The following is a 17,486-nucleotide window of genomic DNA, read 5'->3' on the forward strand; positions in this document are numbered from 1 at the left end:
GCACGGAAGCCCTGATCAGGACCGATGTCCCGTCAGGGCTTCCGTGGTTCTAGGTCATGCTGAAACAGGGATGGGCCATTAGCGGGCCATTAGCTCGCCTCGGCGGCCGGTCCGTCGCCCTCGACAACCCGCTTGACCTTGCGCTTGCTCGGCTTGCGCCGGGCCGCCTTGACCGCCTTGTCGATCGCGTCGGCGATGCCCTGGTCGGCCTCCCGATTGGCGTGCTGGTAGATCAGCGCGGCACGCGGACTGTCGTGCCCCATCCGCGCCATGATGTCGCGCAGGCTAGCCCCTGGTGCCCGCGACGCGAGTGTGTTGCCGGTGTGCCGCAGGTCGTGGAAGTGCAGCCCGGCCGCGCCGATCGCCGCTACCGCCTCGGGCCACTTGACCAGCTTGTTGAAGTTGCCGCGCCAGAGGTTCCGGCCGCTCTCGCCGGTGAACACGAACGCCTCGGGTGCCTCGCCGACGTGGCTGGCCATGTGCTGTTTCAGCACAGGTAGTGCCGCCTTGGGTAGTGCGACGGTTCGCACACCTGCCCGCGACTTGGGCGGGCCGAGAATCAGGCCGGTTCCCCGGTGCTCGACGAACGCCTGTCGCACGCGCACCGTGCCGGCCGACAGGTCGACGTCGCAGCGTTGCAGGGCGACCGCCTCGCCCCACCGCAGGCATCCGAACGTCGTGACCAGGATCAGCGCCCGGAAGCGCTCCGGCATCCGCTCGGCCAGCTCGAAGAGCTGCGGGACGGTGAGGACCGGCCGTTCTGCTGCCTTCTCCTGGTCGGCACCGACGATCCGGCACGGGTTGACCCTGATTAGTTCGTCCTCCTTGACGGCGGTCATCAGGACCGCGCGTAGCAGCCGGTATGCCTTGGCGGCCATGGTCACCGACACGCCCTCGGCCAGCAGCAGTGCCCGCCACTCGCGGACCATGGGCGTGTCGATCCGGTTGAGCGGCATGTCGCCGAGGTGCGGCGTGATGTGCCTGCCGAGGGTCCACCGGTACAGGTGCACGGTCCGGGGCCGCAGGTTCGGCCGCTCGGCGATCCACCGCTCGGCGTAGTCGCGTAGCCGGATCTTGCCGCGCTCAGGGTCGATCCACTCGCCCCGCATCATCTGAGCCTCGACCAGCGACAGGTACTTCTCGGCCTCGGACTTGCGAGCGAACGTCTGCGGAGCGGAGCGCATCCGCCCGTCCGGGCCGGGGTAGCGAGCCTGGTAGCGGCCGGACTCGCGCTTGCGGATGTTGCCGAATCGGCGGTGTCCCTCTTGGTTTGCCATGATCAGGCGACACTCCTCAATCCGCGCCAAATGGTCTCTGCGGTCATGGGCTCGACTCGTCCGGCGTGGACGAACGCGGCCAGGTCGGCGGGGTCGATCCGGATCGATCGGCCGAGGCGATGGAACGCGATCTGTCGCTCGGCAACGGCGCGGCGTACGTAGCGCACGCTCATGCCGATGCGGCTTGCGGCTTCATCGATGGTCAGCAACTCGGCGGGCAGCTTCAGAACCGGCGCGTTCTGGGTGATCCGCTTAGCCATCGGGTGTCCTTTCCGGGCAGTGCGGCCTATCGGGGGTGGTTCGGCAAGGCGTTGAGAGCGCCGGTAGCGGCATCTCTGGTGGTAGGGGCGGTTCGGTGAGGGGCGGCGGGCCGCGTTGGCAGGAAGCCGTACGGCGGCCCGCTGAGAGCCACGCTGAGCCAAGATCTCGTGCGTCCTGGTGTCTTCGTATAGGTCTGTGCTGAAACAGCCCTCTACGCCCCTGTTTCAGCGTGTTCGGCAGGGTCACGGCCAGAGTCCGGCTGTCCCCGAGGTGTCCCCCTTGTTTTCGCTGCTCAGGGCAGGTTGGGGGACACCGGGGACAGGGGAGACACCAGGGACTCGGTACCGGCCGCCGGTGTCGGCGGCGAGTTGCCCGTCGGCGAGCATCCGCTGACAGGTCCGCTTGACGTTGTCGTAGGCGAGACCGACTCCGTCGGCGATGACCTTGGGGGTACTGCCGGGGGCGGACCGCAGGAACCGCAGGATCGTCGCGCGGGTCTCGCCGATCTGGTGATCCTCGGCCGGGCCGTCGAGCATCTGCCAGGCACCGGCGGCGGGGTCGAATGTGAGGGCGTACTCGTTCTCGTCGACGTCGCGGCCGGTGACGTGCAGCACGCCGTCGCCCTGGTTACGCGCCCGCTTGAGTACGAGGGTGGCGTCAGCGGCTCCGGCGAGTCCGTTGGTCCCTGAGACCTCGGTGAGGAAGTCGTCGGATCCGGCCTTGCGTACGTGGTGGACCAGGACGAACGCGACGCCGTAGTCGTCGGCGACCTTCTTTGCCCGGCCGACAGCGGCGTAGTCGGCATCGTAGGCGGACGCGCCGGGGGCGGAGTGGCCGCGCAGCTTGGCGAACACGTCGATGATGACCATGCGGGCGTTCGGGTTGCGGTCGAGCCACGCGGCGATGGCCTGGTCGCCACCCTGCGGCAGCGGCGGGCACTCGGTGGCGAGGGTGAGTCCTGCCGGGGCCTTGCGCTGGCCGAGGACCTTGCCGAGCCGGTTTTGCAGGCGGCGGGCGGTGTCTTCCAGGGCGAGGTACAGCACGGGGCCGGGCTCGACCGGGATCGCGCCGAACGCCTTGCCGCCGAGGGCGACGTCGAGGCCGAGGCCGAGCGACATCCACGACTTGCCGACCTTGGGCGGGCCGCAGAGCAGGTTCACGCCCTCGGACAGCACACCGGGCACAGCCCACTTCGGCGGGGCGAACTCCATTGCCATGATGTCGGCGGCGGTCCACGACGTGCGGATCCAGGCGGGCCGCTTCGCCTCTGGCGACAGCACCTCGGCGGCGTCGTCCGGTCCGGCGACGTGCAGGTGCGGGCGGTCGGCGGGCATGGCGCTCATGCGGCCACCGTCCGGGGGCGACGGGCACCGGCGGCGAGGCCAGAGCGGATCGTGCGTAGCGTCTCGAACCGGCTGAGGCCGATCGACAGTGCGGTCTGCTCCAGCGGCGCGGCGGCCTGGTCGACGGACAGCGCTCCCCCGGCGGCAAGCTGGCCGAGGGCGACCGCGGACACGTAGAGCGTGTGGTTACGCTCGCCCTCGGCCGCGTGCCGCAGGTGGTCGAGCTGCCGGCCGATCGCGGCGTCCAGGTAGGCGCCGGCCCGGCCGGACGGCAGGTCGACGGCCACCGGGCGTTGCGGCGGCAGCGGCGCGGGGGCGAGGCGTTCGGCGAGCCAGCCTGGTAGATCAGCGACCGGCAGGTCACGGGCGACGGCGTAGGGGCGGCCCGCGACGGTGCTTCCGGCCGCAACGACGTAGCCGCCGTGGGCGCGGGTGTCGACCAGCCAACCGAGGCCGTTGCCGCGCTCCCCGGCCGTGTTGCGCAGGGCCGGACCGGTGGCCGGGTGCCGGAAGTAGAGGTGCGCACCACCTCCGCCGGTGGTCACGGTGTGCGTGTCGGTGGGGACCGGCTGTCCGGCGTCGGCGCACAGGTCGGCGAGTACGGGCCACCCGTCCAGGTAGCCCGCGAACCTGGTGGGCGCGACCTGGTCGGGCTTGCGCACGTCCAGGTCGACGACGAGCAAACCGGATGGGCCGCAGGCGATGCCGACTCCGTACGGCGTGCTGGCCCAACCGCGCCGGATCCTGTCGGGGTCGATGGTGGCGCGGGCCTCCCAGCCGGTGTGCCCGTTGCGGCAGCGCGGGTCCCGGCCGGTGCAGGCGTCGGCGGGGTGGTCGGGAAACGCGGGCCGCTTGTCGTTTGGACGCAGGGGGAAGACGTGCCAGCCACGCGCGGCGGCGGCGAGAGCCACGTCGCGTAGGGATTCGTTGTCGGGCATCGGTTTCGGCCTCCTGATGTCGGGTGCGGACGGGTGTTCGCGCTGGTAGTTCTCGTCGGCGCAGGCGGCGCAGTAGCGGGTCTTCTCCCACCGGGCGACCTGCAACGGCTGACCGGACACGGTGTCTTCGGCGGCGACGGTGCGGTCGCAGATGTGCGGGTAGGGCAGATCGGCGGGCACGAGGCGATCGAGGGCCTTGCTCGCGCCGATCCAGTGCCCGCCGGTCATCGGCCCGGCCGCTCGTCGTGGCAGTCCAGGCATTCGCCGAGAGAGCGCGGGATGTAGTAGTCGCGCAGCTCGCCGCAGGCCGGGCAGATGCGGCGGGCGCGCAGCGCGGCCGAGATCCCGCGCCGCTGTGCCGGGGTGGCGGTGCGCTTGGGCCGGGCGAGGTCGAGCCGGTACAGGTACGCGGTCCGGGTGCCGCCGACGCCCCGCCAGAGGATCTGCGCGGCGACCGGCTGACCGCCCGGCCGCAGGCCGCGCGCCCGGAGCTGCCTGCGGGTGGCGTAGCCGTCCGGCGCACCCTGCCACCAGAATGTCGGGACGTCGTGCCGCTCGGCGTCGGGATCCCAGTAGGCGGCCCGGATCCGCGACATCAGCCGGCCCTCCGGTCAAGCGCCGGCCGGTCGGTGGCCCGGCCTCGCAAGGCGGCGGGCCGGATCGCGGCGACAGCGGCCAGCAACTCGCGGCACAGGTGCAGCACAAGGCCGAGTTGCCGCCGGGCGGTGTCCTCGGTTCGGCTGAGCGGGACGCGGATGCGGATCTCGGCGTAGTCGACGTCGGCAGCGCGGACGCGGGTGATGACGGCCCGGCCGCCGAGCGGCCCGTCGGCGATGATGTCCGGGGCCTGGTGCAGGGCCACCCCGCACCGGTGATCGCGGGTGCACCAGTTGGTGTGTGGCGTCTCGGTCCGGGTGAACCGGGCCATGGTCCGGGCGGCCATCAGCGCGTGCCCTTGCCGTGCAACTCGCGCAGGCTGTTGATGATCCGGCGGCCGACGCGCAGGCGGCGTCCGTCGCCGTGGCAGCGGCGGCAGAGGCCGAACGCGCGGCCGAACGGGGAGCGTCGCGTGCCGGTGCCGGAGCACTTGCGGCAGGCTCCGAACGGCCAGAGCCAGCAGCCGAGGGCGTAACAGAGCGTGGCGATCGCGGCGGCGAGGATCAGTACTCCGATCACGGTGGTTCCGGGGGTCGCGGTCGCGGCGAGGGCAGACACAGTGAGCCTCCAGAGGGCGTTCTTGGGCGTGAAGGGCTGGCGACGCAACCCGCGACCGGTCAATGTCTGCGCTGACCAGGCCGGTCGCGGGTTAAGTCGCGGTGACGCGACCGGTCGCGGGCGGGCCGCGACCGGCTATGCGGCCTTGCGGCGGGTGATCGCGGCGTCGATGTCGTCGGCCTTGGCTCCCTTGAGGGCCTTGCCGGAACGCTTGACGTCTACGCTGCGTACACCGAACGAGCGGACCTGAGCCGAGATCGATTCGGCGGTCACGTCCGCGTACGCCTCGGGGAGCCGGTCGGCGAGGCGGGCCGCGATCTCTTCCCACTGCGCGCCGGTCTCGCCGCGCTCGATCACGCTGCGAACGTCGGCGAGCACATCGCGGATCTCGCGGGCGACGTCCTCCCCAGCCGCCATGCCAGAGAGCGTGCCGGCTGCCTCGCGCAGCTTCCGGGCGGCGATCAGGATCTTCTCCGCGTCGTCCGCGTCGGCGAGGTACGTGCGAACCGTCGGGGTGGCGTCCGACGCGCCGCGCAGGATGCCGACGCCCTTGTAGCTGGGCAGCAGCGTCGACGAGTCGTAGCCCTCGGAGTTCGCCCCCGCGCCGAGGACCAGGTCGGAGACGTTCCACGAGCCGGTACGCAGGGAGAACCTGACCTGGTGGTTGTCCCGGAAGCTGATGAACTGCGTGGCAACCTGCCCGCCGCCCACACCCGAGGGGCGCTGGGTCGCGTCGACGAACCCGACACCGGCCGCCGGGGCAACCTTGACCAGGTAGACGAGCAGGGACGCGATCTCCTTGCTGATGTCGCCGAGGTCGAAGTACTCCTGAAACTCATCCAGGACCACCAGCCGCACCGGCATCCGGTACTTCGGGTCACGGGCGATCTCGCGGGTCAGCTTGCCCTCGGGGCAGATGTCGACCGGCAGCTTGGACAACCGCTCGTACCGGTCCTGCACGTCGGCTTTGATCTCGCGCAGCGCTTCGAGCGCGATCTCGGCGGGGTCGCCGTCGCGGGTCATCGCCATACCGAACGCGTACCGGTCGGCGACCAGCGCGAACTTGCGCCAGTCCGGCTTGCCGCCGCCGTCCAGGACCGTCAGCTTCACGTACGGGTCCAGCGCGGCGTACAGGGCCAGCGAGCGAGCAGCGAACGTCTTGCCCTGCCTCGGTTGCGCGCCGATCAGGATGCTGTTCCACATCAGGTCAACGGCGACCTTGTTGCCGCGCTCGTCCAGCCCGAACGGGGCAGGCTGCCAGATGTCGGTGGGCTTGCAGCGCAGCAGCGGCGTCCGGCCCGCACCCTGGGCGAGCGGGTCGCGGTCGGCGACCCACAGCGTGTGCCGTCGGTGCGAGCTGGGATCGCGGGTGATGAACACCTGCGAAACCGCGACGTCCAGGCCCGAGGCGATCGCGCCGCGTGCCTTGACCGCGTCGTCGAACGTCTTGCCGTACGGCAGGTCGATCGACACCTGAGAACCGGTGCCCGAGGCGTCACGGGCCATGGTCGAGCCGAACCCGATCTGCTGGTGCGCCTTGTCCGGGTGCCCGAGACCAGCGGCATAGTAGGCCCGCAGGATGATGTCCGGGTTCACCCGGCGGAAGCGGCCCGAGACGGTGGCCGGGGTGATGATGCGCCGGTCCTCGGGACGGCCGATGTGCGCCAGGAACGCGACCAGGAGGCAAGCGGCGAGCACCAGCGCCCACACCGGGGCGACGGCGTAGAGCACCGGGCCGCCGACGCACACCGCGACGGCCTCGGCGGCGAGCACGATGCCGCGCCACATGCGGGTGGCCTTGACCTCGCGGTGCAGCTTGAGCCACATGGCCGGGTCGTTGGCGTCGGCGGCGGCCTGCCGCAGCCCGTACTGCTCCGACACCCACCACCACTTGAGCTGCCGGCCGATCAGCCGGAACGTGCCTACCCCGGCCCAGAACGTGGCGAGGGTGGCGTACCAGGGTGCGCGGACGGCGTGGAACCCGGCGCGGTAGCCGGTCAGGGCGGCGGCCTGCGCGAGGCTGTGTCGGATGTTCGGCCACGTCGACCAGTTGGCCGGCACGATCGGCCGCTTGCCGGACGCGTCCACCGGAGGCAACTCGACGGGCATCCCACCGCGCTGCGGGGTCTCGTCCAGGTTCACCTCGAAGTGCGTGCCCGCGTCGGCGGTCCGGCGGGTGCGCTCGGCGTTCAGGTCGACCACCTCGGCGACGTCGTTCTCGGCGGCCGTCCAGTCGAACTTGTCGGGGTTGGGGTTGGGAGCAGTCATGATGGGGGTCTCTCCTGAGGTCTAGTGACTGATGGCGGGCCGGTGACGCGGCGCTTGCTTGGCGGCGGGTGGCCGCGTCACCGGGCGAAGCTATGCGGCGATGAGGGCGGGCGTTTCCGCAGGAAGCGGGGCAGATGGTGACGCATCGGTGGTGCGCAGAGCGGCGAGATGACGTCGCGCGGTCGAGACCGAGACACCGGCCTTGGCGGCGATCTGCGAGACCGGCGCGTCGGGCATCTTGGCGGCGGCCTTGGCGACCTTCTCGGCCGACACCGGGCGCGGTGTGACCCGCTTGACCGGCGTCTTCTTGACCGCCGAACCCGAAGCGACTTCGACCGTGGGCACCGGCGCGGCAGGCGTCTCCGGTTCCCCGATGTCCTTGTTGGTGTAGGCCGACTTTGACTCGGTCAGGTAGGCGGGGACCGGGGCGGGCTCGCTGACCGATGCGGCCTCGGTCGCGGTCTCGGTTAGGGTGCGGATCCGGCCGCCGATCTCGACCAGGCTGATCGACGCGACCACGATTAGGCCGTCCACGCTGAACGGCAGCAGGTAGGCCGAGGAGTCGGCCTCGCCGTACCGGGTGGCCACGCCCACCATGTGCCAGTACGACACCCACGCCGCGATGCCAGCGATGACGGCCGTAGCTCCCAGCCGGACGGCTGACAGTGCACCGCGCCGCGCCGGGATCCGAGAGATCAGCTCGACCGCCAGCAGCAGCGCCACGGGCGACCACGCGGCGATTGCCTGACTGATCACGTTGTCGCTGGCGTGCAGCACGTTGCCAGCCAGCGAGGCCGCGATGCCGAGAGCGAACACCGAACGAACGCCCCAGCCGATGCGCTTGAGGCGCTTGAGGTCCTGGGCCATCAGGCGACCGCCTTCCGGTCGGCGGGCCGCACGGCCAGCGCGACAGCGACGCGGGTCACGCGGGCCTCGGCCCGACGCAGCCGCCGCCAGTCCAGCGGCGACGGGCCGCCGTGGGCGGCAGCGTTAATCAAGCTGATCTCGGCGTCCAGAACGGACAGCTCTGCCTCGATCAGCGGCCACTCGGCCTCGATCGCGGCCAACTCGGCCGGCGTCGGTTCGTCGACCTGGAGCGGGTACTTACGCACAACCAACCTCCGAAGTTGACGAGCCTGGCTAGTCAGGCTCGATGCGTTCGACAGTAGGCTGGCTTGGCTAGTCAGGTCAAGCTCCGCGTGGGAACTTTCCTGGCTTGGCTAGTCAGAGGTAGTGTCGATTCGTGGCCGAGAACCTTGAATTCCTGGGTGACCTTGATCCCGACGACCCTCGACAGGCGTCGCAGCAGATCGCGAACATGCTCCGGGCCGCGATCTTGACCCGGAAGCTCGCGCCCGGTGACAAGTTGCCGTCGCAACCCGAACTCGCGAACCGGTATGGCGTCGCGCGCGAGACGATCAAGCGCGCGCTTGAGGTGCTGCGCAACGAGCGCCTGATCGTGACTAGGCAGGGGAGCGGAGCATTCGTCCGTGCGCAGACACAGCGGCCGGTCGAGCTTCGGCCCCTGATCGAGGCAGCGTTCGAACACGAGCACGTGGCGATCGACTTTGCCGGGTTCTCGGGTGAGACGCTGCGGGACGCAATCGCCGAGGCACTCGACATGGTGCGTGCCGGTCGATCTGCTCCCGAGACCATCAGCGTCCGCCTGCTGATCTCTGACATGTCGGTGCCAATGGCGCTACCGGCCCTCGCTGCGACCGGGTCGGACGATCCTGCTGTCCGGAAGCGGGCAGAACGCATCACCCGGCGGGCCGCCGACGGGATCATCGATCAGGTGCAGGAACTCGCCGACCTCGGCCTCGTAAAGTCCGCGACGGTGGACGTGCGGACGCACAGCATCGCGCCGACCTTCAAGCTCTACATGCTGAACGGGCGAGAGGCGTTCTTCGGCTTCTACCCGGCAGTCAAGCGTGAGGTGACGATCGGCCGAGAGCCGGTCGAGATCTTCGACCTTATGGGCAGGGATGCGACCTTGTTCCACTACGCCGTCGACGAAGACGAGGCGTCGCACGGCACGCAGTTTGTCGAGTCTGCGCGCCTCTGGTTCAACTCAGTGTGGGACAGCGTCGCGCGCGAGTACCGGTCGTGAGCGCGCCGACGCTGTCCGACCTGGTGGGCGGCGGGCCGTTGCTCCTGGACTTCGACGGGCCGGTCTGTTCGATCTTCGCGGGATACCCCGCGCCGCGTGTCGCGGCCGAGCTGGTCGCGCTACTCGACGTTGAAGGCGTCTCCATGCCGCCGGAGGTACGCAGCGAGGGCGACCCTCTTGCCGTACTGCGGTGGGTTGGCGAGACCTGCCCACATGATCTGACGATGGCGGTTGAGGAAGCCCTATGTGCAGCCGAGGTGCACGCCGCTGGCATCGCTGCGCCAACACCGTTCGGGCGTGAGGTGATCCTCGGTGCGAACGCCCGAGGCTTGCCGGTTGCCGTGGTGAGCAACAACTCGGCGACGGCGATTGAGGCCTACCTGATGGCCCATGGTCTAGCCGCATACGTCAGGCCGATCATCGGCCGGGCGTACGCGGATCCGAGGCGGATGAAGCCGAACCCCGGCCCGGTGCTCGATGCTGTGCGCACCCTCGGGGCTGAGCCGGGCTCCTGTGTGTTGGTCGGGGACTCGCTCTCCGATATCGAGGCAGCCCACGCCGCCGGGGTCGTCGCAATCGGCTACGCCAACAGAGCGTGGAAGGCCAGCGCCTTCACAGCAGCCGATATCGTGGTCACGTCGATGGGGGACATCGCCGAGGCATTGTCCCCCGTGTCACCCGACTGCCCTTGAATTGCGGGCATTCGTAGGGCATAGCCCCGAAATTGTCCCGACCGTTGCACACCCCGTGAGAGAACAATGAAACTAATCAACCAGATCAGGTGGAAATCTTGGCTATGGAGCTCAACAGCCAAGTACTATCTATGGGATCGGTGGCGCTATGGCGATCTTCTTAGTGCTCCGTTAGGAGAGTCTGAGAAGGTGCGCTTCGAACTGTCGGGCGAAGACGGGCCGACCGGCGAAAATATGTGGGCAAAGAAAGTTGGCCGCGACACCTACGAGTTGGGCAATAACGGCTTCTATGCCCACGTGGCGGCTGGTGACATAGTCAGGGTAAAGGTGCGTTGGCCGTATCTGGAAGTTGTAGAGGTCGTCGAACGGAACCGCAAGACGACGCGCATATTCTTCGAACTCCCATGGCCCGACAGGGAGGAGCGCTCAAAGCTTATCGAGGCACTGCGAACAATGAATTATGAAGTCGAGTGGGGGTATCCTAATCTTTTGAGCGTAAGCGTCCCCGTCGACCATGATCCGTACGAAACTATCGCCCCGTTACTCGGTGAAAATGCCAGAATCTTTGAGGTAGACTGACGAGAAGTAAGTCGACATTTAGGATTCCGATTCCCTGGGCTTCCACAAATCCTTGGGTAGCCCCTGAGGTTTATCGCCTTTCACGTCCTCCATAATCAAGCGCGCATCACCATAAGAGGCATACCCGAACTCGACCACTCCGATTTTGAAGTCGGCATGGCTGAAATCGACGCGCCCAGCCGCAAAATCAGCTTTCGTGAAATCCGCAGTACCTTTTGCAAATTCAGCGCCGGAGAAAAACACATCAGCTCCCTCGAAGGACGTCGCTTCAAACCGCAGTGTCCCGCCTTCGAGTCGAAGGTTGCTGAAGTTGAACTTGCCGCTTTGGAGGCGCGCGCGGTTGAAGTTCAGGTCACCGCATGGGTAGATACCCCTTATTTCTACTCGCGCCTCCTTGAAAATTGACTCCCTGAAATCGACAACATTTAGATCATGTTTATGGTCATTCTGTATCCAAACGCGGCATTTAGAAAATGTCGACTCGGAGAGATCAATGAAACCCTCACCGGGGCCGTCAGGCATAAAAAAGTCGGAGTCGAAAAAAGAACCCTTGAGGCTATAGTCATAATTGCGCCAAGAATTTGAAGCGGTAGGATCGAGCCGGTCAAGGAGCGCATCTAGAATGGTAACCCTTACCTCCTTCTCTCCAGCCGGCAAATCGTCACCTTCCTTGTACATCCTAAAGTAAGCGCACAGGACGTTGATGCAGGTTTGCCGTTGTTCCGGCCAATCATCTGCAAGCCTCGAAAGCGCATACACACCCGCCAGCCTAACCGCCGCTTTGTCGCTGCCGAGCTGGTCTGCGGCGTCTTGATATCTTGAAGAAAAGTGCTCCTCATCGCTTCGCCGACTTGCAGCTTCTTCTACCCTCTGCTTGCGGTAGGCGTAGACAGCTGCGAAAACACCAGCGGCTAAACCTGCAACGGCTACAGCACTTCGGGTTAGATCGTATATATCCGATGACGTCAGCGGCTTCGGATTCTTCTGAACCGGGAGCAGTGGGACGTTTGCGCCGCGTGTCCACGCAAGAGCAATAAATACAGCATAAGCCGCAAGTGCGGCACCCGAGATGGCGAGTGCGAGGGTTACCGAGAATCGCATCATCTTCGGCGAATACCGACCAAGCTGCCTCGGTCGCTCGTCGGCGTAGAACACCGATCGGACGATGCGCCGGAGTTGGGCGCGGATTGATCGGAGGAAGGAAGACAGCACCCGATCAGGCTACCGGTCGCGGCAGTCGTGTCCCCACTGTCCCCCGTGTCCCTGCTGTCCCCCGAGAGGGATTGAACTGGGAGGACGAGGGGGACAGCACCGACGACCTAATCTCTTGTGTCCCCGGCAATGCCCTCGATTCCATCGACTAGCGGTTAGTCCGATAGGCGATATAGCCAACGAGGACAAGGGCTAGCCCGGTCGCAATCCCAACGAGATAAGCTCGCCAAGTAACTCTCCAATTAACGACAATCTGCGCAGGTGGAGGGGTAACTACTCCCTCAATCCTGTCAGCCTCGTATCGGAAATTGGTTAGAACATTGTCGAGGTTGCCCGGCAAGTTCTCAAGGTCTCGGTTGTCCAGTGAGCTTGAAACCGTTTCAAATCGCTGAACGAGCGACTCTACTCGTTGAGCGACACCGTTCAGGCCATCACCATAGTCATGGGATGCGAGTTGTTCCAGCTTGTTTGCGGCGGCCATAAAAGTTGTGGCGTTATCCTCGTTGATGTTGTGGCTTGCGCGGTTAAGCATGACAGCAACATCCTCATTAATGCTGCGGGCCGCGAATTCCAGGGCGTACACCACGTCCGGCGACACGAGACCCTCCTTAATTGCCCTCCTCAGGATCTCGTGCAGCGCTGGAGCTTCGTCCGCAAGCTTCTTTAGAACCTCACGGGTAGCATCGTCGATATTGTGAATTGGGCCGTAGTTGTCTCGGCCGATGAAAACACCGTTCTTCTCGTTACGTTGCACTCCAGGGCCCGGCCAGTTATCCGCAGATGTTGCCGACATCAGATTCCCCCAGGGCGCGAAATATCGCCGTGGTTATCGCGTCCGATAAATACACCACCCGACTCATTCCGCTGAGTCCCTACGTACATGCCGTCCGTCTTGGCGGGTGCGCTGGACGCTAAGGCCTCAATTTCCGGCCGAACCTCCGGGTGTTCGGAGAGATAGGTTTCAAGGATGGCTTTCCATCGGATTCTCGTTTCCGTCTCCGACAACGCGCCCTCAGTAAGCGCGGCACAGTCGCGTACGATTGAGCCGACCTGAGTTGCTTCGCTGCTTCCGCTCGCAGGTCGGAAGATGCGTTTCGCCCATGTTCGCAGTGTGTCCACCTCACCGTTTAACATGTACGCAACGACGTTGCCTGCCGCGCCTGTGACGATGGCCATGGCTTCAGGGTCAAGCATCTATTCGGCCTTCCTGCCGGTTGAGCGCGATGACTCTGCGCTTCCTCGCACTGACTTTAGGTGGCGGGTGGGGCGGTGCCCGGCGCGTCGCGGGTCGGATCAAGGACAGGCGAGGGCGCGATGCGGCGCAGTACACGGAACTCCGTCAGCAGAGCCGCCAGCGCGCTGTCGGTCTAAGCTGGGCAAGGGCTGGGCCATTGGCGGGCCATTAGGCCGGGACACCTGGTGTCACTCCAGGCCAATTGCAGTCGAACCCGTAGATAGGCTGTCCTGCGCACCTTCGCGCAGTCGAGGGATCTTGTACGGTTCCCAAGCTGACAGTGCGGGTTCGATTCCCGTCACCCGCTCCACGATCAAGGCCCTGACCAGGACGCGAGTCCCGGTCAGGGCCTTCGACGTTGCTGCGGCCGGCCGCGCCGAGGAGCGTGCTGCCCGGCCGCCTGCGCTGAGTCGAAGGCTCATCGACGCGGAGCCCCGGCCCCGTCGGCCGATTCTCCCGGCAGAGCTGCGCGGTTAGCGTCCGGGAATGCTCCCGTCCCAGACACCCCGCTGGCCCGCTGTGCCACCCGACGGTTCCGGCCCTGTCTCCTACCGGGCGGTGTACGTGCTCGCCGGGCTGGCCGCGCCGTGTTGGGTGGCCGCCGCCTGGGGCGGCATCCAGATGGCTGAGGGCCGCGACCTCCCCGAGGGGATGCTGAGCCTCTTCGGCTTCCTCTGGCTCGCCTTTTTCGAGATGTTCGCATTGCTGTTCCAGCTGACCGCGGCGTGGGAACTGCGCCGACGCAACTCGCCTCGCGCAGCCCTGGTCACCGTTCTCATCGCGGTCGCCGGCGTTGTCGCGTCGATCGTGTTGCTGTTCTGGGTCGCGACCTCCGCCAAGCCCTACGGAACGTAGCGGGAGCCGAGGACGCGCACCCGCTCGTGAGCGATCTCAGGAAGCGCGCGGCAGTGCGAGCCCGCAGATCTTGGACAGTTTCCGTTCTGTCTGAACGGAAACTGTCCAAGATCTGCGGTGCGCAGCCGTTGGTTGGGGGATTGGCCGGCTTGTTGTACCGGTTAGGGTCCGAGCAGGAGGTGGTCGCGTGTTCACCGAGGCATTCCCCATCGTGACGACGCCCGACCTGCCGCGACTGATCGGGTTCTACCGGGACGTGCTCGGGTTCGAGCTGACCTACCGGTTTCCCGAGGACGGTGAGCCGGAGTTCGTAGCCCTGCGGTTGGGCAACAGCGAGCTGGGCCTGGCCGCCGACCCGCATGCCGGAGATCCTGCCCTGTCGCGCCGTTGGGAGCTGTGCGTGTACGCCGACGACTGCGACGCGGCCGTGCACGTTCTGCGCGCGGGCGGCGCGACGGTCACCGAGGAGCCGGTCGACCAGCCCTGGGGCGAGCGGTCCGCCCGGGTCACCGACCCGGACGGCAACCGGCTGCTGGTGCTGTCCCGCCTGTAGATCGGCTGGGGGTCATCGCCGCCCCCGAAACAACGCGGGTCATCGTCTCCAGAACAGGAGGTGGGTGACTCCGTTGGGGCTGGGCACCGACTCCAGGTGGAAGCGGTCGAGCAGCTCGTCGGGGCTTTCCCACAGGCGCTCGCCGCGCTCGAGGTCGACGGGCGCGACGGCGATGTGCATCGTGTCGACCAGGTCGGCGTCGAGGAACTCGCGGATGGTGGCCACCCCGCCGCCGAGGCGTACGTCCCGACCGTCCGCCGCCTGCTTGGCCTGGGCCAGCGCCTCTGCGGGGCTGGCGTCGAGGAAGTGGAACGTGGTGTCGGACAGGCTGAACGACGGCCGTACGTGATGGGTGAGCACGAAGACCGGCGTGTGGAACGGCGGGTTGTCGCCCCACCAGCCCTGCCACTCGTGATTCTCCCAGGGGCCACGCTGGGGGCCGAACTTGTTGCGGCCCATGATCTCCGCGCCGATGTTGCACTCGGCGTCGCGGGTCAGGTAGTCGTCCAGCCCGCGAGTGCCGCCCGGCTCCGTGCGGTACACGAAGCTGGCGGTGGCGGAACGCCAGGAGAACAGCGGGGTGGGGTCCGCGTGACCGAAGGGCCGTTCCAGGCTCTGACCCTCCCCGGTGCCGAACCCGTCCCGTGAGACGTTGAAGCACTGCACCCGCAACAGTTGTGGCATGAAAAGCTCCTCGTGAGGCTGATGAAGGCGCGGGTCAGTTCGCGGTCGCCGTCGGGCCGCCGCCGCGGCCCCGGTCGTCGAGCACGAGCGGGGCGCGACCGCTCACCTCGTACCGGATGTGGGTGACCTGCGGGGTGGGGATGACCCGGGTGGGCGTCAGCTCGATGGCCTCCTTGTCGGCGAGGTCGAGGTCCGCGTCGAACAGCCGCAGGCCGGTGCCGAGCACCACCGGTACGACGTGCAGTTCCAACTCGTCGAGCAGGCCGGCCTTGAGCACCTGCCGCACCAGGCTGCCGCCTCCGGCCACTGCGACGTTCTTGCCGCCGGCCACTGCGCGGGCCTGTTCGACGGCGCTGGCCACGCCGTCGGTGACGTAGGTGAAGCTGGTGCCGCCACCGCGCAGCAGGGTCTCGCGGGGTCGGTGCGTGACGACGAAGACCGGCGCGCGGAACGGCGGCTCCTCGCCCCAGGGCACCTCACCGCCGTCGGCCATCCGCCGGCCCATGACGTACGCGCCGGCAGCGTCGAACGTCTCGGCCATCACGTCGGAGTTGGCGTCCTGCTCGCCGCCGGCGAAGCCCAACCGCTCGCGCCACGCCATCGCCTCGGTCGCCCAGCGGGTGACCCGGAAGAAGGCTGCGCTCTCGGCCGAGTCGATCCAGTCGCCGTCGCCGTCGAACAGCGGGCCGGCGTAGAAGCCGTCCACCGACACCGACAGTTGTGCGGTCACCTTCGTCATGTCGCTTCGTCCCTCTCCTCGGGCGGCGCCCATCGGGTGCCTGCTCGCAACGAGGTCGGAGCCGATCAGGACGCCCCTACCGTGCCGGATTGTGACCTGGGACACACAACGGCTTGTTGAGTAGGGTGCCCGAGGGCGCGTAGCCGTGGCGACTGTAGAAGCGCACCGCGCCGTCGTTGCGGTGGTGGATGCCTGCCGACAGGCTCGTGATTCCGTTCTCGGTCGCCCACCGGGCCGCCGCGTCGAGCAGCGCCGAGCCGATCCCGAGTCCCCGGGCGGCGCTCGACACCACCGTGTGGATCTGCGCCGACGGTTGCGGGCGCAGGATCTGGTGTGCGGGCGGCTCGGGAAGGCGCAGCACCTCGACCATCCCGACGATCTGTCCGTCGTGTTCCGCGACGAGGATGGCGTCCCCGCCGGCCCGGTCGCCCAGCACTGTGGTGAAGTGGCTGACGACCGCCTCGCGCTGCGGCAGCCGGTAGACGTCGGGGTCCAGCGCGAGGTGCGCCTCGGCGTTGGCCCGGCGCAACTCCACCAGCGCGGGCACGTCGGACCGGGTCGCCTGTCGCACCACCGTCGGCGTCCTTCGCATCACCGGGATGCTAAGGCAGGTGTATCGGACGCGGCTAGGCTGGCGATCATGCGGATTGGCATCGTGATCCTCCCGGACCAGCGTTGGGTCCAGTCGCAGCGTCGCTGGCGGCAGGCCGACGAGTGGGGCTTCGACCACGCCTGGACGTACGACCACCTGGGCTGGCGGGACCTGGTCGACGGTCCGTGGTTCGACTCGATGACGACGCTGACCGCCGCCGCCACGGTGACGTCCCGGATCCGGCTGGGCACGCTCGTGGCGTCGCCGAACTTCCGGCACCCGGCCGCCTTCGCCCGGCAGATCACCACTGTGGACGACGTCTCGGGTGGCCGGCTGCTGCTCGGCCTGGGCGCGGGTGGCATCGGCTTCGACTCGGCGGTGCTGGGCGGCGAGACGCTGCCGCCGCGCCAGCGCGTCGACAGGTTCGCCGAGTTCACTGAACTGCTCGACCTGATCCTGCGGGAGGACGGCACCACCTGGCGTGGGGACTGGTTCTCCGCGGTGGACGCCCGCAACAACCCCGGCTGCGTGCAGCAGCCCCGCGTGCCGTTCGTGGTGGCCGCTAACGGTCCACGGTCGATGCGGCTGGTGGCCCGGTTCGGTCAGGGTTGGGTGACCACCGGCACCGAGGCCGACGATGTGGAGGGCTGGTGGGGCACGGTGTCGGCGCTGTCGGCCCGGATGGACCGGACGCTGGACGAGGCCGGCCGCGACCCCGCGACGCTGGACCGCTACCTGTCGATGGACGCGGCCCCGGTGTTCTCGCTCAGCAGTGCGCAGTTCTTCGCCGATCAGGTCGGCCGGGCCGCCGAGTTGGGCTTCACCGACGTGGTGACGCACTGGCCACGCGAGAGCAGTTGGTACGCGGGCGACGAGGCCGTCCTGGCCGACGTGGCGACCCGACTCCTGCCCGAGCTGCGCGGATAGCGCCGGC

Annotated in this window: 22 protein-coding genes; 6 read left to right on the top strand and 16 right to left on the bottom strand. The window is 67.7% G+C overall.

Annotation, left to right across the window (positions count from 1 at the left end; all coding sequences use genetic code 11):
• Nucleotides 1-89 precede the first annotated feature (89 nt).
• From ACLQ27_RS13635 to ACLQ27_RS13680, 10 genes are all read right to left on the bottom strand, one after another.
• Nucleotides 90-1,277, bottom strand: a complete 1,188-nt coding sequence (locus ACLQ27_RS13635; protein WP_357491583.1) for a tyrosine-type recombinase/integrase — start codon at nt 1,275-1,277, stop codon at nt 90-92.
• Between the two features lie 2 nt (nt 1,278-1,279).
• Complete coding sequence (locus ACLQ27_RS13640; protein ID WP_357491581.1) at nt 1,280-1,537, bottom strand: excisionase family DNA-binding protein; 258 nt, start codon at nt 1,535-1,537, stop codon at nt 1,280-1,282.
• A gap of 243 nt (nt 1,538-1,780) precedes the next feature.
• On the bottom strand, nt 1,781-2,881 hold the full coding sequence (locus ACLQ27_RS13645) for an AAA family ATPase (protein ID WP_357491579.1): 1,101 nt from the start codon (nt 2,879-2,881) through the stop codon (nt 1,781-1,783).
• Entirely contained in the window at nt 2,878-4,047 is a 1,170-nt protein-coding gene (locus tag ACLQ27_RS13650) for a bifunctional DNA primase/polymerase (RefSeq protein ID WP_425867022.1), read from the bottom strand. The genes ACLQ27_RS13645 and ACLQ27_RS13650 overlap by 4 nt, the downstream gene beginning before the upstream one ends.
• Complete coding sequence (locus ACLQ27_RS13655; RefSeq protein ID WP_357491575.1) at nt 4,044-4,415, bottom strand: RRQRL motif-containing zinc-binding protein; 372 nt, start codon at nt 4,413-4,415, stop codon at nt 4,044-4,046. The genes ACLQ27_RS13650 and ACLQ27_RS13655 overlap by 4 nt, the downstream gene beginning before the upstream one ends.
• Nucleotides 4,415-4,762: a hypothetical protein gene (locus ACLQ27_RS13660; protein ID WP_357491573.1), complete on the bottom strand. Its 348-nt coding sequence runs from the start codon at nt 4,760-4,762 to the stop codon at nt 4,415-4,417. The genes ACLQ27_RS13655 and ACLQ27_RS13660 overlap by 1 nt, the downstream gene beginning before the upstream one ends.
• Nucleotides 4,762-4,995: a hypothetical protein gene (locus ACLQ27_RS13665; RefSeq protein WP_357491571.1), complete on the bottom strand. Its 234-nt coding sequence runs from the start codon at nt 4,993-4,995 to the stop codon at nt 4,762-4,764. Before ACLQ27_RS13665 ends, ACLQ27_RS13660 begins: the two co-directional genes overlap by 1 nt.
• Before the next feature lie 174 nt (nt 4,996-5,169).
• A complete protein-coding gene (locus ACLQ27_RS13670) occupies nt 5,170-7,302 on the bottom strand; it encodes a cell division protein FtsK (RefSeq protein ID WP_357491569.1) in 2,133 nt (710 codons plus the stop codon).
• A gap of 90 nt (nt 7,303-7,392) precedes the next feature.
• Nucleotides 7,393-8,169, bottom strand: a complete 777-nt coding sequence (locus tag ACLQ27_RS13675) for a DUF2637 domain-containing protein (protein ID WP_357491567.1) — start codon at nt 8,167-8,169, stop codon at nt 7,393-7,395.
• Nucleotides 8,169-8,414 (bottom strand): DUF6284 family protein, encoded by a 246-nt coding sequence (locus ACLQ27_RS13680; RefSeq protein WP_357491565.1) that lies wholly within the window; start codon nt 8,412-8,414, stop codon nt 8,169-8,171. The genes ACLQ27_RS13675 and ACLQ27_RS13680 overlap by 1 nt, the downstream gene beginning before the upstream one ends.
• A 131-nt stretch (nt 8,415-8,545) precedes the next feature.
• Here ACLQ27_RS13680 and ACLQ27_RS13685 point away from each other — a divergent pair, with 131 nt between their 5' ends.
• The 3 genes from ACLQ27_RS13685 to ACLQ27_RS13695 all read left to right on the top strand — a co-directional run bounded on the left by ACLQ27_RS13685 (nt 8,546) and on the right by ACLQ27_RS13695 (nt 10,683).
• Nucleotides 8,546-9,412: a GntR family transcriptional regulator gene (locus tag ACLQ27_RS13685; protein WP_357491563.1), complete on the top strand. Its 867-nt coding sequence runs from the start codon at nt 8,546-8,548 to the stop codon at nt 9,410-9,412.
• Nucleotides 9,409-10,104, top strand: a complete 696-nt coding sequence (locus ACLQ27_RS13690) for an HAD family hydrolase (protein WP_357491561.1) — start codon at nt 9,409-9,411, stop codon at nt 10,102-10,104. The genes ACLQ27_RS13685 and ACLQ27_RS13690 overlap by 4 nt, the downstream gene beginning before the upstream one ends.
• A 189-nt stretch (nt 10,105-10,293) precedes the next feature.
• Nucleotides 10,294-10,683, top strand: a complete 390-nt coding sequence (locus ACLQ27_RS13695) for a DUF4265 domain-containing protein (protein ID WP_357491559.1) — start codon at nt 10,294-10,296, stop codon at nt 10,681-10,683.
• 18 nt (nt 10,684-10,701) lie between these two features.
• Here the strand turns inward: ACLQ27_RS13695 and ACLQ27_RS13700 are convergent, their stop codons facing one another.
• The 3 genes from ACLQ27_RS13700 to ACLQ27_RS13710 form a co-directional block, all read right to left on the bottom strand.
• The gene (locus tag ACLQ27_RS13700) at nt 10,702-11,838 is read right to left on the bottom strand and encodes a pentapeptide repeat-containing protein (protein ID WP_357491557.1); all 1,137 of its coding nucleotides are present in this window, start codon (nt 11,836-11,838) and stop codon (nt 10,702-10,704) included.
• Nucleotides 11,839-12,043: 205 nt separating this feature from the next.
• The gene (locus ACLQ27_RS13705; RefSeq protein ID WP_357491555.1) at nt 12,044-12,688 is read right to left on the bottom strand and encodes a hypothetical protein; all 645 of its coding nucleotides are present in this window, start codon (nt 12,686-12,688) and stop codon (nt 12,044-12,046) included.
• A complete protein-coding gene (locus ACLQ27_RS13710) occupies nt 12,688-13,071 on the bottom strand; it encodes a hypothetical protein (RefSeq protein WP_357491553.1) in 384 nt (127 codons plus the stop codon). Before ACLQ27_RS13710 ends, ACLQ27_RS13705 begins: the two co-directional genes overlap by 1 nt.
• Before the next feature lie 544 nt (nt 13,072-13,615).
• Between ACLQ27_RS13710 and ACLQ27_RS13715 the strand changes: the two genes are divergently transcribed.
• Both ACLQ27_RS13715 and ACLQ27_RS13720 read left to right on the top strand, forming a co-directional pair.
• Nucleotides 13,616-13,984, top strand: coding sequence for a hypothetical protein (locus ACLQ27_RS13715; protein WP_234588938.1), 369 nt, complete (start codon nt 13,616-13,618; stop codon nt 13,982-13,984).
• 187 nt (nt 13,985-14,171) lie between these two features.
• Nucleotides 14,172-14,537 carry a VOC family protein gene (locus ACLQ27_RS13720; RefSeq protein ID WP_234588941.1) on the top strand — a complete coding sequence of 122 codons (366 nt, stop codon included), beginning with the start codon at nt 14,172-14,174 and terminating at the stop codon, nt 14,535-14,537.
• 39 nt (nt 14,538-14,576) lie between these two features.
• Here the strand turns inward: ACLQ27_RS13720 and ACLQ27_RS13725 are convergent, their stop codons facing one another.
• The 3 genes from ACLQ27_RS13725 to ACLQ27_RS13735 form a co-directional block, all read right to left on the bottom strand.
• Nucleotides 14,577-15,221, bottom strand: coding sequence for a dihydrofolate reductase family protein (locus ACLQ27_RS13725; protein ID WP_425867027.1), 645 nt, complete (start codon nt 15,219-15,221; stop codon nt 14,577-14,579).
• Between the two features lie 34 nt (nt 15,222-15,255).
• Nucleotides 15,256-15,960: a dihydrofolate reductase family protein gene (locus ACLQ27_RS13730; RefSeq protein WP_357573668.1), complete on the bottom strand. Its 705-nt coding sequence runs from the start codon at nt 15,958-15,960 to the stop codon at nt 15,256-15,258.
• A 76-nt stretch (nt 15,961-16,036) separates the two neighbouring features.
• Nucleotides 16,037-16,552: a GNAT family N-acetyltransferase gene (locus ACLQ27_RS13735; RefSeq protein ID WP_425867029.1), complete on the bottom strand. Its 516-nt coding sequence runs from the start codon at nt 16,550-16,552 to the stop codon at nt 16,037-16,039.
• 48 nt (nt 16,553-16,600) lie between these two features.
• On the opposite strand from ACLQ27_RS13735, the gene ACLQ27_RS13740 reads away from it, so the two are divergent.
• The gene (locus tag ACLQ27_RS13740; protein WP_357491545.1) at nt 16,601-17,479 is read left to right on the top strand and encodes an LLM class flavin-dependent oxidoreductase; all 879 of its coding nucleotides are present in this window, start codon (nt 16,601-16,603) and stop codon (nt 17,477-17,479) included.
• The last annotated feature ends 7 nt before the right edge of the window (nt 17,480-17,486 follow it).

The sequence above is a fragment of the Micromonospora sp. DT63 genome (assembly GCF_049841615.1).
Lineage (GTDB): Bacteria > Actinomycetota > Actinomycetes > Mycobacteriales > Micromonosporaceae > Micromonospora.

Coding starts and splice junctions, on each gene's coding strand:
- ACLQ27_RS13675 (WP_357491567.1), bottom strand. CDS start 8,169: ATGGCCCAGGACCTCAAGCGCCTCAAGCGCATCGGCTGGGGCGTTCGT.
- ACLQ27_RS13655 (WP_357491575.1), bottom strand. CDS start 4,415: ATGTCGCGGATCCGGGCCGCCTACTGGGATCCCGACGCCGAGCGGCAC.
- ACLQ27_RS13650 (WP_425867022.1), bottom strand. CDS start 4,047: ATGACCGGCGGGCACTGGATCGGCGCGAGCAAGGCCCTCGATCGCCTC.
- ACLQ27_RS13670 (WP_357491569.1), bottom strand. CDS start 7,302: ATGACTGCTCCCAACCCCAACCCCGACAAGTTCGACTGGACGGCCGCC.
- ACLQ27_RS13660 (WP_357491573.1), bottom strand. CDS start 4,762: ATGGCCGCCCGGACCATGGCCCGGTTCACCCGGACCGAGACGCCACAC.
- ACLQ27_RS13730 (WP_357573668.1), bottom strand. CDS start 15,960: ATGACGAAGGTGACCGCACAACTGTCGGTGTCGGTGGACGGCTTCTAC.
- ACLQ27_RS13635 (WP_357491583.1), bottom strand. CDS start 1,277: ATGGCAAACCAAGAGGGACACCGCCGATTCGGCAACATCCGCAAGCGC.
- ACLQ27_RS13705 (WP_357491555.1), bottom strand. CDS start 12,688: ATGTCGGCAACATCTGCGGATAACTGGCCGGGCCCTGGAGTGCAACGT.
- ACLQ27_RS13645 (WP_357491579.1), bottom strand. CDS start 2,881: ATGAGCGCCATGCCCGCCGACCGCCCGCACCTGCACGTCGCCGGACCG.
- ACLQ27_RS13725 (WP_425867027.1), bottom strand. CDS start 15,221: ATGCCACAACTGTTGCGGGTGCAGTGCTTCAACGTCTCACGGGACGGG.
- ACLQ27_RS13710 (WP_357491553.1), bottom strand. CDS start 13,071: ATGGCCATCGTCACAGGCGCGGCAGGCAACGTCGTTGCGTACATGTTA.
- ACLQ27_RS13715 (WP_234588938.1), top strand. CDS start 13,616: ATGCTCCCGTCCCAGACACCCCGCTGGCCCGCTGTGCCACCCGACGGT.
- ACLQ27_RS13740 (WP_357491545.1), top strand. CDS start 16,601: ATGCGGATTGGCATCGTGATCCTCCCGGACCAGCGTTGGGTCCAGTCG.
- ACLQ27_RS13640 (WP_357491581.1), bottom strand. CDS start 1,537: ATGGCTAAGCGGATCACCCAGAACGCGCCGGTTCTGAAGCTGCCCGCC.
- ACLQ27_RS13735 (WP_425867029.1), bottom strand. CDS start 16,552: ATGCGAAGGACGCCGACGGTGGTGCGACAGGCGACCCGGTCCGACGTG.